Annotated in this window: 15 protein-coding genes and 1 pseudogene; 7 read left to right on the top strand and 9 right to left on the bottom strand. The window is 64.2% G+C overall.

From position 1 onward, the window contains the following. The first annotated feature begins 2 nt into the window (after positions 1-2). From AC1DKD_RS29095 to AC1DKD_RS29085, 3 genes are all read left to right on the top strand, one after another. The gene (locus AC1DKD_RS29095) at positions 3-968 is read left to right on the top strand and encodes a hydroxymethylglutaryl-CoA lyase (protein WP_441629021.1); all 966 of its coding nucleotides are present in this window, start codon (positions 3-5) and stop codon (positions 966-968) included. Positions 969-979: 11 nt separating this feature from the next. Continuing rightward, a complete protein-coding gene (locus AC1DKD_RS29090; RefSeq protein ID WP_441629019.1) occupies positions 980-2,134 on the top strand; it encodes a CaiB/BaiF CoA transferase family protein in 1,155 nt (384 codons plus the stop codon). A 69-nt stretch (positions 2,135-2,203) separates the two neighbouring features. Further along, entirely contained in the window at positions 2,204-3,193 is a 990-nt protein-coding gene (locus AC1DKD_RS29085; RefSeq protein ID WP_441629017.1) for a tripartite tricarboxylate transporter substrate binding protein, read from the top strand. Between the two features lie 197 nt (positions 3,194-3,390). On the opposite strand, the gene AC1DKD_RS29080 is transcribed toward AC1DKD_RS29085, so the two are convergent. The 9 genes and pseudogenes from AC1DKD_RS29080 to AC1DKD_RS29040 form a co-directional block, all read right to left on the bottom strand. After that, positions 3,391-3,906 (bottom strand): NADH-quinone oxidoreductase subunit B family protein, encoded by a 516-nt coding sequence (locus AC1DKD_RS29080; protein ID WP_441629015.1) that lies wholly within the window; start codon positions 3,904-3,906, stop codon positions 3,391-3,393. Then, positions 3,906-5,453 (bottom strand): hydrogenase large subunit, encoded by a 1,548-nt coding sequence (locus AC1DKD_RS29075; protein WP_441629013.1) that lies wholly within the window; start codon positions 5,451-5,453, stop codon positions 3,906-3,908. The genes AC1DKD_RS29080 and AC1DKD_RS29075 overlap by 1 nt, the downstream gene beginning before the upstream one ends. Positions 5,454-5,457: 4 nt before the next feature. Continuing rightward, on the bottom strand, positions 5,458-6,912 hold the full coding sequence (locus AC1DKD_RS29070; protein WP_441629011.1) for a hydrogenase 4 subunit F: 1,455 nt from the start codon (positions 6,910-6,912) through the stop codon (positions 5,458-5,460). A 1-nt stretch (position 6,913) separates the two neighbouring features. Then, positions 6,914-7,573 (bottom strand): formate hydrogenlyase, encoded by a 660-nt coding sequence (locus AC1DKD_RS29065; RefSeq protein WP_477103023.1) that lies wholly within the window; start codon positions 7,571-7,573, stop codon positions 6,914-6,916. A gap of 1 nt (position 7,574) precedes the next feature. Continuing rightward, positions 7,575-8,522 (bottom strand): respiratory chain complex I subunit 1 family protein, encoded by a 948-nt coding sequence (locus AC1DKD_RS29060; RefSeq protein ID WP_441629007.1) that lies wholly within the window; start codon positions 8,520-8,522, stop codon positions 7,575-7,577. Positions 8,523-8,529: 7 nt separating this feature from the next. After that, a complete protein-coding gene (hyfB, locus tag AC1DKD_RS29055; RefSeq protein WP_441629005.1) occupies positions 8,530-10,554 on the bottom strand; it encodes a hydrogenase 4 subunit B in 2,025 nt (674 codons plus the stop codon). Positions 10,555-10,677: 123 nt separating this feature from the next. Further along, a pseudogene (locus AC1DKD_RS29050) lies at positions 10,678-10,827 on the bottom strand (ribbon-helix-helix protein, CopG family); the annotation flags it as partial. Between the two features lie 383 nt (positions 10,828-11,210). Continuing rightward, entirely contained in the window at positions 11,211-11,549 is a 339-nt protein-coding gene (locus tag AC1DKD_RS29045) for a hypothetical protein (protein WP_441629003.1), read from the bottom strand. Between the two features lie 189 nt (positions 11,550-11,738). Then, positions 11,739-11,942: a CopG family transcriptional regulator gene (locus AC1DKD_RS29040; RefSeq protein ID WP_035864406.1), complete on the bottom strand. Its 204-nt coding sequence runs from the start codon at positions 11,940-11,942 to the stop codon at positions 11,739-11,741. 156 nt (positions 11,943-12,098) lie between these two features. Here AC1DKD_RS29040 and AC1DKD_RS29035 point away from each other — a divergent pair, with 156 nt between their 5' ends. The 4 genes from AC1DKD_RS29035 to AC1DKD_RS29020 all read left to right on the top strand — a co-directional run. Next, entirely contained in the window at positions 12,099-12,350 is a 252-nt protein-coding gene (locus tag AC1DKD_RS29035) for an HPr family phosphocarrier protein (RefSeq protein WP_441629001.1), read from the top strand. Positions 12,351-12,384: 34 nt separating this feature from the next. Further along, positions 12,385-13,200: a fused MFS/spermidine synthase gene (locus tag AC1DKD_RS29030; protein WP_477103020.1), complete on the top strand. Its 816-nt coding sequence runs from the start codon at positions 12,385-12,387 to the stop codon at positions 13,198-13,200. Between the two features lie 65 nt (positions 13,201-13,265). Further along, the gene (locus AC1DKD_RS29025) at positions 13,266-14,411 is read left to right on the top strand and encodes a DUF1275 domain-containing transporter (RefSeq protein ID WP_477144009.1); all 1,146 of its coding nucleotides are present in this window, start codon (positions 13,266-13,268) and stop codon (positions 14,409-14,411) included. Between the two features lie 49 nt (positions 14,412-14,460). Then, a partial coding sequence (locus tag AC1DKD_RS29020; protein ID WP_477144008.1) for a YkgJ family cysteine cluster protein occupies positions 14,461-14,774 on the top strand: 314 nt, incomplete at its 3' end.

Genomic DNA, 14,774 nt, shown 5'->3' with positions numbered 1-14,774 from the left:
GAATGACAACACACGCTGAATTCGCTCCACGCCGGGCCGTGATTCGGGAGGTCGGGCTGCGCGACGGCCTGCAGAGCATCGCCACCATCCTGCCGACCTCCGCCAAGCGCGAGTGGATCCAGGCGGCCTATGCGGCAGGCCAGCGGGAAATAGAGGTCGGCTCCTTCGTCCCGGCGAAGCTGCTGCCGCAACTCGCCGATACCGCGGAACTCGTGGACTTTGCCAGGTCGCTGCCGGGGCTGTTCGTCTCGGTCCTGGTACCAAACCTGCGGGGCGCGGAAAACGCCATCGCCAGCGGCGCCGACCTGATGCTGGTGCCGCTGTCCGCCAGCCATGCCCATAGTCTGGCCAACCTGCGCAAGACGCCCGACGAGGTGGTGGCCGAGGTGGCAAGGATCCGCGCCGCCCGCGACGCGGCCGGCTCCAGGACGCTGATCGAAGGCGGCGTGGGCACGGCCTTCGGCTGCACGCTGCAGGGACATGTGGATCCGGACGAGGTGCTCCGCCTGATGCAGGCCCTGCTGGATGCGGGCGCCGATCGCGTCAGCCTGGCGGACACGGTGGGCTATGCCGATCCCGCAATGGTGCGCAGCCTGTTTGAACGCGCCACGGCAATCGCCGGCGACCGCTTCTGGTGCGGCCATTTCCACGACACGCGCGGGCTTGGCCTGGCCAACGTGTATGCCGCCCTGCAAGCCGGCGTGACCCGCTTTGATGCCTGTCTCGCCGGGATTGGCGGTTGCCCGCACGCGCCCGGCGCCAGCGGCAATGTCGCCACCGAAGACCTGGCCTACCTGCTGGGCAGCATGGGCTTCGATACCGGCATCGATATCGACCGGTTGCTGGCGCTGCGCGAGCGCGTGGCCGGCTGGCTGACCAATGAGACCCTGCACGGCACGCTGTGGCGCGCCGGCCTGCCCAAGACATTTCCCGCATCGGTGGCCGATGCTGCCGCCGCCTGCGCCTGAGAGAGAAAATCATGAGCACTGAACATGCCTCCTTGCCGCTCGCCGGCGTCCGCGTGGTTGAGTTCACCCATATGGTGATGGGCCCGACCTGCGGCATGATCCTCGCGGACCTGGGCGCGGAAGTCATCAAGGTCGAACCCCCCGGCGGCGACAAGACGCGCAACCTGCCCGGCCTTGGCATCGGCTTCTTCCGCTCGTTCAACCGCAACAAGAAGAGCGTCGTCATCGACATCACCACCCCGGAAGGACAGGCCACGGCAGCGGAACTGGTTGGCCAGTGCGATGTGTTGCTGGAGAACTTCCGCCCGGGCCTGATGGAGAAATGCGGGCTGGACTACGCCACGTTGTCCGCCAGATTCCCCGGGCTGATCTACGTGTCGCACAAGGGCTTCCTGCCCGGCCCTTATGAAAACCGCCTGGCGCTCGACGAAGTCGTGCAGATGATGGGAGGCCTGTCCTACATGACCGGGCCCAAGGGCCGCCCGCTGCGCGCGGGTACCTCGGTGAACGACATCATGGGCGGCATGTTCGGCGCCATCGGCGTGATGGCCGCCCTGCGGGAGCGCGACCGTACCGGCAGGGGGCAGGAAGTGCAGAGCGCGCTGTTCGAGAATTGCGTGTTCCTGTCGTCCCAGCATATGCAGCAGTTCTCGATGACAGGCGAGCCGCCGCCGCCGATGCCGTCGCGCGTGTCCGCCTGGAGCGTCTACGACGTGTTCACGCTGGCCGGAGGCGAGCAATTGTTTATCGGCGCCGTCAGCGACAAGCAGTTCAACATCTTGTGCGGCGTGCTGCAACGTCCCGACCTGGCTGCCGATCCGGAGCTCGCGACCAACGCCATGCGCGTCGCGGTRCGTCCGGCATTGCTGGAACGGCTGGGTGCGATTCTCAAGGACCATCGCGTGGAAGAACTCTCGCCGAAGCTCGAAGCCGCGGGCATTCCCTACGCGCCCATCATGCGTCCGGAGCAACTGCTGGATGACCCTCACCTGAAGGCAAGCGGTGGCCTCGTGCCGATGCAGACCGAGGATGGCGGCACCACGGACGTCGTGCTGCTGCCGCTGCTGATGGGCGGACGCAGGCCCGGCGTGCGCATGCCGCTGCCGGGCATCGGCGAGCACAACGACGAAATCCTGTCCGGCCTGCGCACGCGCACGCCGGATTGAATCTACCCGCATTGCCGCGTGGCATCGGATGGCCACGCGGATCAGAACGATAAGCATACGGAGACAGACATGGCATTCCCCCTTTCGCGCCGGGCGGTACTCGGCATGGCCGCTTCGGCCATCGCACTCGCGGTCGCCTTGCCGGCCGGCACCGTCATGGCCCAAGGCTCGGGCCGGCCGGTACGCCTGATCCTGCCTATCAGCGCGGGCTCGGGCGTGGATGCTATCGCGCGCGCCGCCGGACCGTCGCTCGGCAAGAGCCTGGGCCAGCCGGTGGTGATCGAGAATCTCCCCGGCGCCGGCGGCATTACCGGCGCAGCGGCGGTGGCCAAGGCGCCGCCCGATGGCACGACGCTGGGCCTGTTCTCCAACAACCATGTCATCAATCCGAGCGTGTACAAGAAGATGCCGTTCGACGCGATCAAGGACTTCACGCCCATCAGCGTGATCGGCTCGACGCCGCTGGTCCTTGTGGTCAACCCCAAGGTTCCCGCGAAGAACGTGCAGGAACTCGTTGCCTTGCTCAAGGCCAAGCCCGATTCGCTCAACTATGCGTCATCGGGCAACGGTACCATCATCCAGCTCGCCGCGGAGATGTTCCTCGATGAAGCGCACGTCAAAGCCCGGCACGTGCCCTACAAAGGCACCGGCCCGATGATGACCGACCTGATCGCGGGCCAGGTGGAGATGGGGGTCGTGGCGCTTAACGCCGTGGCGCCGCACCTGAAGAACGGCACCCTGCGTGCGATCGGCCTGTGCGGCGCCACGCGCTCGCCCGCCGCGCCGGAGATTCCAACCATCGCCGAACAAGGTTTGCCAGACTTCGCGGTCGAGGGCTGGTTTGCCGTGGTGGGTCCGGCAGGGCTTCCGCCGGCCGAGGTCAAGCGCCTCAACACCGTGTTCGTCAAGGCATTCACCAGCCCGGATGTCCTGGAAGCGATGAAGAGGCAGGGCAATACGATCAATCCCGGCACGCCGGAGGCCGCCGCGAAGTTCTTCCAGAGCGAAGCGGCGCGCTATGCGGCACTGGTCAAGAAGGCCAATGTGACCCTGGAGTGAGGTCGGGGTGTGCTGTCGCGGCGGGGCAACCCCTGCCGGCTTTCCCCGCTTCCCGTTGTCTCGCTCCCTGTCGGAAAATGTGCTTGATGCCGGTCACTACGCCGGTCTGCACGACCCCCGGAGCCGTCGTGGCCGCGTTGACCGCGCTTCCTTTAAAAGATGCCGTCGCCATCCTCCATGAGGATCACGTGGAGGATCTAGCTTTTGCGCCGCTGCACGGCGGTCAGTATCCCCCGCAGGATCTCGATGGGGGGAGGCGGGCAGCCAGGCACGGCGACGTCGACGGGGATGACGTTGGCGACGCGACCGCAACTCGCATAGCTCTCGCCGAAGATGCCTCCTGTACAGCCGCAGTCACCCACCGCGACCACGAGTTTCGGCTCTGGCGTCGCGTCATAGGTACGCCGCAAAGCGTCTTCCATGTGGCGCGAAACCGGTCCTGTCACCAGCAGCATGTCAGCGTGGCGCGGGCTGGCAACGAATTTGATGCCAAGCCCCTCAATGTTGTAGTAGGGGTTGTTGAGCGCGTGGATTTCCAGCTCGCAGCCGTTGCACGAGCCTGCATCGACCTCCCTGATCGTGAGCGCCTGACCGAGGATGTCGAGGATGTCCTGGTGGATACGTTGCATCGCGGCGCCACCATCGCCATCGACGGCCGGGGGCGGCTCCGTGACGATGCCAGTGCGGACGATTTGTTTGAGGATGCGCCACATCAGAGGTCGTGTCCCGAATAGCTGAGGTTGAATGACTTGTTGATCAGCGGAAAGTCCGGAACGATGTTGCCAATGACCGCGTGCTCAAGCACCGGCCAGTTCTGCCAGGAGGGATCATGGCAGTGGCAACGCAGGATTCTGCCGTCAGCGCCGATTTCGAGCGCCACAAGGATTTCGCCGCGCCAGCCCTCCACCCAGCCTGCTCCGATGGAGATCGCGTCCTGCGCCCGGATGCCGGCATGGATCGTGCCGCCGGGCTGTTCCGAGCAGATGGCGCGAACAAGCCGCAGGGATTCAATGGTCTCGTCAAAGCGCATCGCCACGCGTGCGGCGACATCGCCATCGCGGTGCGTGGCCATCGTGACGTCTAACCGGTCATAGGGCGGCCATGCGTGGTCGCAGCGCAGGTCCGCCGCTTGCGCGCTGGCGCGTCCGGCGAGCCCCGCGAGGCCAAGCTGGGCGGCAAGTTGTGGCGTTACCCGGCCCGTGGCGCGAAACCGGTCCTGCAGTCCGGCATGCTGGTCATAGACGCGCCGCAACGCGCGAACTTCGCGCTCGATGCCGTCGCACTGCTTGCGCAGCCGGTCCATCATGCGCGGCGCCGGATCGATCGCGACACCCCCGGGCACCACCGCATCCATCATGAAGCGATGTCCGAAGGCTTCCCCGGACAGCCGGTGCCAATCCTCGCGCAGCCGCGAGAACTGAGCCAGTCCAAAGGCCAGTCCGGCATCGTTGCCCAACGCACCGAGGTCGCCCAGGTGGTTGGCCACGCGCTCGCGCTCCAGCATCAGGGCGCGCAGCGAGGCCGCCCTTGCCGGTATTTCGCTCCCCGAGGCGGATTCCAGCGCCATACAGTAGGCCCAGGCATAGGCCACGGTCGAGTCGCCTGAGATGCGGCCTGCGAGCCGGTAAGCCTCACTCGGCGCCAGTTCGGTGAAGCGGCGTTCGATGCCCTTGTGCGTGTAGCCGAGGAGGGCTTCAAGGCGCAGCACCTTTTCGCCGACGACGGAGAAGCGGAAGTGGCCGGGTTCGATGATGCCGGCATGCACCGGGCCGACGGCTATCTCATGCACCCCATCGCCATCGACACGTACGAAGGCGTAGTCCGCGGGCAGCCTGCCCGCGGCGGCCAGCGGTTGCGTCCCATGTTGCAGGGGGAATGACCCGGGTGGCCACAGGCCATGGTCGAGCCACGGGCGCTGGTCGTGGCTGCCTTGCACCCGGATGCCCGAGAGGTCCGCCATGGCGCGCTGCATCCGCCCGGCACACGGGAAGATGCCGGCCAGATCCGGAACCCCCTGAGCCGGGCCGCCGAGCCGCAGTTCGAGCCAGACCAGTCCATCCGGTACGGCATACGCGGCGCATGCCGCCAACGTCCCGCCCGCAGCGCTGCGATCGGCGCCCCACACGGAAATCAGTCGTCCGCCCGTGTCCGCGACCGTGCGCGCTGCCGCGCTCCATGCATCGGGACCGGCGAGCCCGTGCCATACCGGCAGCGGTGCCGGGAGGCGATGCAGGTCGAGTCCGAGTTCAGGCAGGGCCATGTGCTCAACCCCCCAGCATGGCGGCCGCCTGGCGGTACCACGCATCCAGGTACGGCGGGATATAGAGACCCAGCATCAAGCCGAGTATGAGGTGCAAGAATACCGGGACCAGCGCCGGCGGGTGCGGCAGGGGTTTCAGGGTGGTCTCGCCGAAGACCATCGGTTGCACGCGGCTGAACACTGACGCAAAGGCCAGGCCGAGCGCGACCAGCAGGAAGGGCGTGGCCCAGGGTTGTTCCCGCATCGCGGTCGTCACGATCAGGAACTCGCTGGCGAACACGCCGAACGGTGGCATGCCCAGAATGGCCAGTACGCCCAGCATCAGGCCCCAACCGACCGTGGGGCTGACCCGGACCAGCCCGCGGATCTCGTCCATGGCCTGGGTTCCCGCTTGCTGGGCCGCATGGCCGACGGCGAAGAAGATCGCGGACTTGACCAGCGAATGCACCGTCATGTGCAGCAGTCCGGCGAAGCTGGCGATCGGGCCGCCCATGCCAAAAGCGAAGGTCATCATGCCCATATGCTCGATGGAGGAGTAGGCGAACATGCGCTTGACGTCCCGCTGACGGATGAGGAGCAAGACCGCCGCCACTACGGAAACCAGGCCGAAGCCCATCATCAGGCGGCCGGTGAGATGGTTGTTCAGCGCGCCGTCCGTCAACACCTTGCAGCGCAGGATGGCGTAGAGCGCCACATTGAGCAGCAGGCCGGACAGCACGGCGGACACCGGGGTTGGCCCCTCGGCATGCGCGTCCGGCAGCCAGTTGTGCACGGGAACCAGGCCGACCTTGGTGCCATAGCCGATGAACAGGAAGGCAAACGCCAGGGTGATGATATTCGGGTCCAGCCGGCCCTTGACCGCATCGAGGTTGGTCCACAGCAGCGCGCCGCCCTCGGGGCCAATGACCTGCTCGGCCGCCATGTAGAGCAGCACCGTGCCAAAGAGCGCCTGGGCGATACCCACGCCACACAGGATGAAGTACTTCCAGGCCGCCTCGAGGCTGGCCGCCGTCCGGTACACGCTGACCAACAGCACCGTGGTCAGCGTGGCGGCTTCCATCGCCACCCATACGATGCCCATATTGTTGGTGGTCAGCGCCAGCAGCATCGTAAAGGTGAATAGCTGGTACATGCTGTGGTACAGGCGCAGCCGCGGCGGCGTCATCTTGCCGTGGTCGCGCTCCACGCGCATGTAGGGCCGCGAGAAGATGGACGTGGTCAGGCCCACGAACGCGGTCAGCGTAACGAGAAACACGTTCAGGGCGTCTATGTAGAACGCACGGTCCCACGCGAGCGTGGGACCGTCGTCGATAATTCGCCCGGTGAGCAGGCAGGCCGCGATGAAGGTGCCCAGGCTGAACACGACGTTGACGTCGCGCGCATGATCGCGATGACCGACCAGCGCCAGCACCAGCCCGCCGGCGAGCGGGGTTGCAAGCAGGAAGGCTAGCGCGATCAACTCAGTCCTCCTTCAGCTTCTCTAGGTGGCGGATGTCCAGGCTGTCGAACTGCTCGCGGATCTGGAACATGAACACGCCCAGGATCAGCACGCCGATCAGCACGTCCAGCGCGATGCCTAGCTCGACCACCATCGGCATGCCGTAGGTCGCCGAGGTCGCGGCAAAGAACAATCCATTCTCCATGGCCAGGAAGCCGATGACCTGCGGTATCGCCTTCGACCGGGTGATCATCATCAGGAACGAAAGCAGTATGCAGGCCAGCGCGATGCCGAGCGTGCCGCTGGCCAACTTCACCGACAGCCGCGAGATCGGCATGGCCAGGTTGAACGCGAAGATCACCACCAGAATGCCGATCACCATGATGGTCGGAATGTTGATCAGCGTCTCTACGTCCCAGCGGATATCAAGCCGGGTGATGACCCGGTGCAGGAGATAGGGGATCAGCAGCACCTTAAGCGCGAAAGTCACGCCGGCCGACAGGTACAGGTCTGGCTGCCGGGTCACGTAGCCGACCACGGCCGTCGCCAGCGCCAGGGTGGCGCCCTGCAGCGTGAACAGGTGGATCAGCGTCAGGATGCGGCGCTGCGAGATCATCCCGAAGGCCAGGATCAGCAGCACCGCGCCGAGCAGGTTGACAAACTGGGTCAGCAGGGTGCTCATGTCAGCGGGCAAGCAGCAAATGCACCAGCATGCCGATCACCGCCAGCAAGAAGGCGGTAGCCAGGAATTCCGGGACGCGGAAGATGCGCATCTTGGCGCTCACCGTCTCCAGCGCGGCAAGCAGGATGCCGCCCACCATGAGTTTGGCCAGCAGCGCCGGCAGCGCCAGCAGCATGGACGATGGCGCCTGGGCCTCGGCGATGCCCCAGGGGAAGAACAGCGCGAGTCCGATACACGAGTAGGCGAACAGCTTCAGGCTCGCGGCCCACTCGATGAGTGCGAGGTGGCGGCCTGAGTATTCCAGGATGAGCGCCTCATGGATCATCGTCAGCTCCAGATGCGTGGCGGGGTTGTCGACCGGCACGCGTGCGTTCTCCGCCAGCGACACCATGGTGAACGCAACGCCGGAAAAGGCCAGCCCGGGGTAGATCGCCAGTTGGCGATGGGCGAGTGTCTCGACGATGGTRGTGAGCGATGTCGATTTGGAAACCAGCGAGGCCGAGAACAGCACCATCAGCAATGCCGGCTCGGCAAGAAACCCGATCAGCATCTCGCGCCGCGCCCCCAGGGTGCCGAAGGCGGTGCCGATGTCCATCGCCGCCAGCGAAATGAAAACCCGTGCCAGCGCAAACAGGCCGACCAGCGCGATCGCATCGGCCGCGGGCGCCAGCGGGAGGTCCGTCGAGAGGGTTGGGATGATCGCGCATGCCAGCGCCATGCAGCCGAACACCACATAGGGCGTGACGCGGAACAGCGGCGATGCGTTGTGTGCCACCACCGATTCCTTGTTGAACAGTTTGTGCAGCGTGCGATATGGCTGCCAGAGGCTAGGCGCGGATTTGTTCTGCAACCAGGCACGGCATTGATTGACCCAGCCCGTCAGAAGCGGCGCCAGGGCGATCGATATCACGATCTCGATCGACTGTGACAGCAAGCCGGTGACTGTCATGGAGACCTCATCGCATCACCGCCAGTAGCGTGGCAATCAGAGTCAGGAAGCTATACAGCAGATACACGGAGATGCGCCCCTGCTGCATCAAGCCGGCCAGCCGCGCCAGATACGAGGCCAGATCGACAGCGGGCAGGTATAGCCAGCGCCAGAAGCGGTCCTCAATGGTCACGCGGTAGCGCGGCCGTTCGTCGAAGGGCGTCGGCAGCTCGCGCTCCATCAGGAAAAAGGGTTCGAAGATCTGCCGGATAGGCTGGCCGAATCCCTCGGCGGTGTCCTGCATGCGCGCGGTGCCCCAGGGAAACCCGCAGGCCCACGGCGGGCCGCGGCGCAACCGGCCGTGGTACAGCCAGCGCACGAGCACGTAGGCCAGGGCAAAGCTGGCCAGGATGCCGAGCAGGAAGATGACCGGCCCATAGCTGGCCTGGTCCCGGTTGGTCGGCGCCAGCAGCCATCCGCTTGCCGCTACCTGGGCACCCAGGCCGGCGGTGACCAGTTGTCGCGTCACCGGGTCGATCAGCTGAATGAACTGCGTCGGCAACAGGCCAAGCGCCACGCAGCCAAGGGCCAGCCACGCCATGCCCGCGCATTCCCAGGGGCCGGCGTCATGCGGGTGGGTGAGCTTGTGCTCGCGCGGCTGGCCGAGAAAGATCACGCCGAAGAACTTGACCATCGTATAACCGGCCAGCGCCGCCACCAGCGCGATCAGCGCGGCGACCACCGGAATCAGCATGGTCAGCAGTGGCATCGGCAAGCCGGGCGTGAACAGGAAGCTCTGCAGCAGCAGCCACTCCGACACGAAACCGCCGAGCGGAGGCAGGCCTGCGCTGGCCAGCACCCCCAGCAATGTGAGCCAGCCCACCCGGGGCATGTACCGTATCAATCCGCCCAGTTTGCCCAGGCTTCGCTCGGCGGTCGCATGCAGCACGCTGCCCGTGCCGAGAAAAAGCAGGCTCTTGAAGAAGGCATGGCTTGCGACGTGATAGAGCGTCGCGGTCAGGGCTAGTGCCGCCATCGGCCTCATGTCATAAGCCGAAAAGATCAGGGTCAGGCCCATGGCGACAAACAGCAGGCCCATGTTCTCGATCGACGAGTAGGCCAGCAAGCGCTTCATGTCGGTCTGCACCGCGGCGAAGACCACGCCGAACAGGGCGGTGGCCAGGCCGATGGCCAGAAGCAGCGCACCCCACCACCACAGGCGCATGGACAGCAGATTGAAGGACACGCGCAACAGCCCGTAGATGGCTGTATTGAGCATGACGCCGCTCATCATCGCGGAGACCGGCGAGGGCGCTGCCGGATGTGCCTCCGGCAGCCAGACATGCAAGGGCAGTATGCCGGCCTTGGCGCCGAAGCCGAACACGGCAAGCAGGAAGGCAATCGATGCCCAGAAGGGCGTCAGAGCCTGGCCGCGCATGTTGGCGAAGGTGTAGTCACCGGTGTTGGCCTGCAGCACACCGAAGCAGAGCAGAATTGCGATCGCGCCGATCCGCGCCATCGTGATGTAGATGTAGCCGGCGCTGCGCACCTCCGGAATGCGGTGATTCGCGGTCACCAGGAAGAATGACGACAGCGCCATGGTCTCCCACATCACCATGAACGAATAGGCATCGTCAGCCAGAATGACACCGGCCATGCTGGCCAGGAACAGGTGATATTCCAGGCAAAGCAAGCCTGGCGGCGTGCCCTCGCCCTTGCGGAAATACCCGGCCGCGAACATGGAGATGCCCGCGGTCGCGCCGCCGATGACCATCAAGAAGTAAGCGGAGAGGCTGTCGAGCCGGACGTGGAAGGGCAGCGACGGCAGCCCGATGGCCAGTACTGCGACCTCCGGCGTGCCGTGTACCGAGGCGAGCGCGAAGCCGGAAAGCGCCAGTCCAAGCAATCCACCGAGAGGGAAGAGAACGCGAGACACCAGGGTCAGCCGCTGCAGCGCGAGAACGCCCGCGGCCCCGACCAGCAACCAGGCCCCCACGACAATAAGCACCCAGTCGATATGGAGCCATTGTGCGGCCGGGGGCAGGCTGCTCATGGCCTAGCCCTTGCGGCGTGCGGTGCGCCGTTTGGCGGGCGGGGCTTCAGACTGCGCCTGCGCTTGTGGCACTGTCTCATCGCCGGCAGGCTCGACATTGTCCGAGTTCAATCCGCTGGGCACGTACTGGACCCCATGTTGAGCGAGGTACTCGCGGATGAGCTGGCGCACCACCTGCGATGCCGTCAGATCCTGTTGCGCGCAAAGGCGCTCGAAAGCGGCCTTCTTGTTTGGATCGATGAGCAGCGTCAGCCGAGCAGTCTTGATCTCCATGGAGCCTCAACGTGCTAGTACGATGGTCAGATGCATCACATCATGCATGAATGTCTGCTGCCAGGCGGTGCTCGGCACTGCCACCGAGCACTGCCGGTGAATCGGCAGCGGCGGTCGCCATTTGCTTGTTACAACCTAGCATACGGGATGAAGATTTCATATGCCAGGAACCATAATTCAATGCGCCATACGTGTAATCACTATGTTAATGTGATTAACATAAGCCACGCAGGCATCAAAGCGCGTGAGGCATTTGCGCGAACGGGCTGGCGAAGCAACCATGGAGCAGCTTGTGGAGCAGGTGGAGGATTGGGATGCTTGACAGGGGGCGTGGACATGCGGTGCTGCGTCCTTGCGCCACCAATGCCTCTTCCCGAACCCGGCTAGCTGGCGCCGGCATCGCCCATGGTGACGGATCGCAGGCTCGTCCTGAGTCCAATACGGCGCAATAGTGTCTGAATGGCGGCCGTGGCGACGTCATCCGTCTCTTGTATGTCCTCAAGCACCGCTTGAAGTACCGCCTGAATCCGCAAGGCCAGCGCTTCGGCAAGCCTTGCCGCGGTGGCGCGTAACGGACAAGAGCCACCGCGCGCGTAGAGCGTGACATCTCTAAGCAGGGCATCACCCCGGTAGATGGCCACCAGCACCTTCGGCTGGAAACTGCCGTCGACGAGCGCCTTTGCGCGCGGAGTGACGCGATAACTAACCGCCGGCTTGTGCATGGATCTCTCCCGATTGTTGCAAGGGCCTGACGGCGGCCGCGGCATTCCGTGACGGCAGGAAGCGTTGCCTTCCGGTCGGCACCTCGCAGGGAGGGCAGGCATCTCGGTGCCCTTGCGCGGACCTTTGCCGGATGCGACCTCGAAGTGGAACTGCGGATTGATGCTGGTAGTCCGCGACGCGGACATTGGTCACTCGCGGTCCTTCCTGGCCGGAAGCGTGGTACCGACTTGGGGCCGCGTGGCGTAAGCCACGCCATGCTGCTCAAGATAGTCGCGGATCAACTGGCGCACCACCTGTGACGGCGTCTGATCCTGCGCCGCGCACAGCGATTCAAAGGCCTTCTTCTTCACGGGGTCGATCAACACGGTGAAACGGGCGGTCTTGGATTCCATGCGCTCTCGAATAGTGTTGTATGATAATAGCGTTATCATTATATACAACTTGACGATGTTCCGGCATGCCAGCCGGTCTTGTCCGGCCTATGGCGGCAAGCCAGAGGACGTGATGTTTGCAAGTTGCTTAGGGGCCGCTTCTTATCCGAGGGCGATGTGGTAAACGCGACAATTGAAATGACGAACCGCATGGGCTTGCAAGGCAGGGGCTCAGCGCGGTTAACCTTTACCGCCGCTCAGTTCGAATCCGAGATCCTGCTTGTCAGTAATGACTGCACAGCGAATGCCAAGAATGTGATGGAGGTGATGCGGCTCTCGGCACGGGCGGGGACCGAGGTGCATATTCGGGCCACCGGACCGGATGAAGTTGCTGCCGTGAAAGTCATTGCCGCCCTGCTGACTGAGTGACGAATTGAATACCACGCCCGATCGAGCCCCCCAGATGGACCCCACGCGCACGTCCTTTGAAGCCTACTTGAAGTTTCTGTCCGAAGCGCCCAACGACGGCACGCCGACGGTGTTGGAAACCTCGCTTGCGCTTTCACTGCATTTCGACGCGCTGGCAACGCAAAGCGTCATGTCGCGGCGTGATCCCGACAAGCTTGTTCTTGGCTACACACGGACGATGATGGCGTTTTTACTGTTGCAGCCGGCGCCCGCCAGGATTTCGATGATCGGCCTCGGCGGGGGATCATTGCTCAAGTACTGCTATCGGCATCTGCCGGATGCCAAGGTTGTCGCCATCGAAATCGATCCGGCGGTGATTGCCCTGCGCGATACGTTTCACATTCCGCCCGACGACGAACGGCTCGAGGTGGTTTGCGCGGATGGCGCCGAATATGTCAAGAGTCAGGGCGCGCGGCCGGAGGTCATCCTGGTGGATGGCTTTCTCGCCCATGGCATGCCAACACAATTGGGCAGCGCGGACTTCTACGCGGCGTGCCACGCTAGGCTCGCCGACGATGGAGTATTGGTCGCCAACTTCATCGACAGCGATGCCGATATTCCGTTCTATATGGAAGAAATTCGTTCGGTGTTCGGCGACTCCTTTTCCATTTCTCCCTCTGAGGACAGTTGCAACTACGCGCTGTTCGCCTGGAAGGGCGCGCAGGCACTTCCCTCGCTGGACGAATTGCTGATGCGTGCGCGCGCTCTGGAAACCACGCATCCGCTGAATCTGCGCTCGGCCGCGCGTCGCTTGAAACAGGGCAAACGGCTGGCGGCGGATCACAACTTCTGGCAAAAGCTCGCGGGCTGACGCGTTCGCCGGCCGATGCCGAATAGACGCGGTCTGAACTGAAGGTAACGCTCACCGATGTGACCATGCCGATTCCATACTTGCGCAGATTGACCGGGAGGGAACGCAGTCCGGAGGCCGACCGGCAACTGGCACGCTATCTTGCGTTTGTGGCAGGCGCCACCAACGCAGGCGGATTCCTGGCGGTGCAGCAATACACCTCCCATATGTCGGGCATAGTGTCCGCCATGGCCGACAATCTGGCGCTCGGCAGCATCGGGCTCATCCTGGACGGCCTGGGTGCCTTGTTATCGTTTCTGGCGGGTGYGGCCTGCTCTGCGATTTTGATCAACTGGGGGCGGCGCGAGCGCCTGCACAGCGAATTCGCGCTGCCGTTGATGCTTGAATCCGTGTTGCTGGTGTGTTTCGGTCTGCTGGGCAGCAATCTCGAGCGTCACGAATGGCTGTTCGTGCCGGCGACGGTCATGGTGCTTTGCTTCATCATGGGGTTGCAGAATGCCATGATCACAAAGCTCTCGAAGGCCGAGATCCGCACCACGCACATAACGGGTATGGTCACCGACATCGGCATTGAACTGGGTAAGCTGTTCTACTGGAACCTGGCCAGGGCCAATTCCGCCAAGCCAACGGTGCTGGCCGACCGGAGAAAGCTGCGGGTGCTCGTTACGCTGGTCGCGCTGTTCTTTGCCGGCGGTGTAGTCGGGGCGGTAGGGTTCAGGCATGTTGGGTTCAGTGTCACCCTGCCATTGGCCACATTGCTGCTCGCACTTGGTGCCGTACCTGTCATGGATGACGTGCGAAGCCACATGTTGCGCTCGGACTTCCTTCCGCGGCTGGCCGCCCGCGCGCGCGCATGGGCACGGGAGGTGAAGCGCGACGTCCACGCGGTGTGGCTCGCTGCGCGCGATCCCCGCACGCCCTGGTATGCGAAAGCGCTGGCCATGCTGGTCGCCGCCTATGCGTTGTCTCCGATCGACCTGATTCCGGACTTCATCCCGATTCTTGGCTATCTGGACGATGTGGTGCTGGTGCCCCTCGGCGTGTTGCTGGTGGTCCGGATGATCCCGCTTGAAGTGATGGAAGAGCATCGGGCCGCCGCCGCGCTCGCTGCGGAGCGTCCCGGCAGCCGCATTGCGGTCGCCGTGATTGTTGCGCTCTGGCTTTCCGCGGCTGCGGTGGCAGTGGCCTGGCTGGCGCGGCTGCGCATTTGATGCGTGCGCCGCCGGCCACCAGGTCAATCGCAGGCAGGTGGGCAGGCCAATGAAGCGGGACGCTCAAATGGGGGACGCTCAAATGACTCGAGTGACTGAAATGACCAGTCAAAAAATCAGATTTTTTCGATCACGGATTCCCTCATTCGAATGCACACCTGGCTGCCATGACTGTTGTGGGCCAGTGATGGCGTCGACGGAGGAGATGTCGAGGCTTCCCGTAAAAAGCGATGCCGAGCACGAAGCTGCGCTTGAAAACCTAAGTTGCCCCCATCTTGGCAGCAAGGGTTGCCAGGTTTATGCCGAGCGCCCGTTGATCTGCCGTCTGTTTGGCACGACGCCCCGGCTGGCCTGCCCGAATGG

It is taken from the genome of Cupriavidus sp. 05T313 (assembly GCF_056396665.1).
The sequence above is the reverse complement of the archived record's forward strand: the minus strand, read 5'-3'. Positions and strand labels throughout refer to the sequence as shown.

Excerpts from the sequence above, each read along its gene's own strand:
- AC1DKD_RS29095 (WP_441629021.1), top strand. The coding sequence starts at position 3 with ATGACAACACACGCTGAATTCGCTCCACGCCGGGCCGTGATTCGGGAG.
- AC1DKD_RS29085 (WP_441629017.1), top strand. The coding sequence starts at position 2,204 with ATGGCATTCCCCCTTTCGCGCCGGGCGGTACTCGGCATGGCCGCTTCG.
- AC1DKD_RS29080 (WP_441629015.1), bottom strand. The coding sequence starts at position 3,906 with ATGTGGCGCATCCTCAAACAAATCGTCCGCACTGGCATCGTCACGGAG.
- AC1DKD_RS29075 (WP_441629013.1), bottom strand. The coding sequence starts at position 5,453 with ATGGCCCTGCCTGAACTCGGACTCGACCTGCATCGCCTCCCGGCACCG.
- AC1DKD_RS29065 (WP_477103023.1), bottom strand. The coding sequence starts at position 7,573 with ATGAGCACCCTGCTGACCCAGTTTGTCAACCTGCTCGGCGCGGTGCTG.
- hyfB (WP_441629005.1), bottom strand. The coding sequence starts at position 10,554 with ATGAGCAGCCTGCCCCCGGCCGCACAATGGCTCCATATCGACTGGGTG.
- AC1DKD_RS29045 (WP_441629003.1), bottom strand. The coding sequence starts at position 11,549 with ATGCACAAGCCGGCGGTTAGTTATCGCGTCACTCCGCGCGCAAAGGCG.
- AC1DKD_RS29040 (WP_035864406.1), bottom strand. The coding sequence starts at position 11,942 with ATGGAATCCAAGACCGCCCGTTTCACCGTGTTGATCGACCCCGTGAAG.
- AC1DKD_RS29030 (WP_477103020.1), top strand. The coding sequence starts at position 12,385 with ATGGACCCCACGCGCACGTCCTTTGAAGCCTACTTGAAGTTTCTGTCC.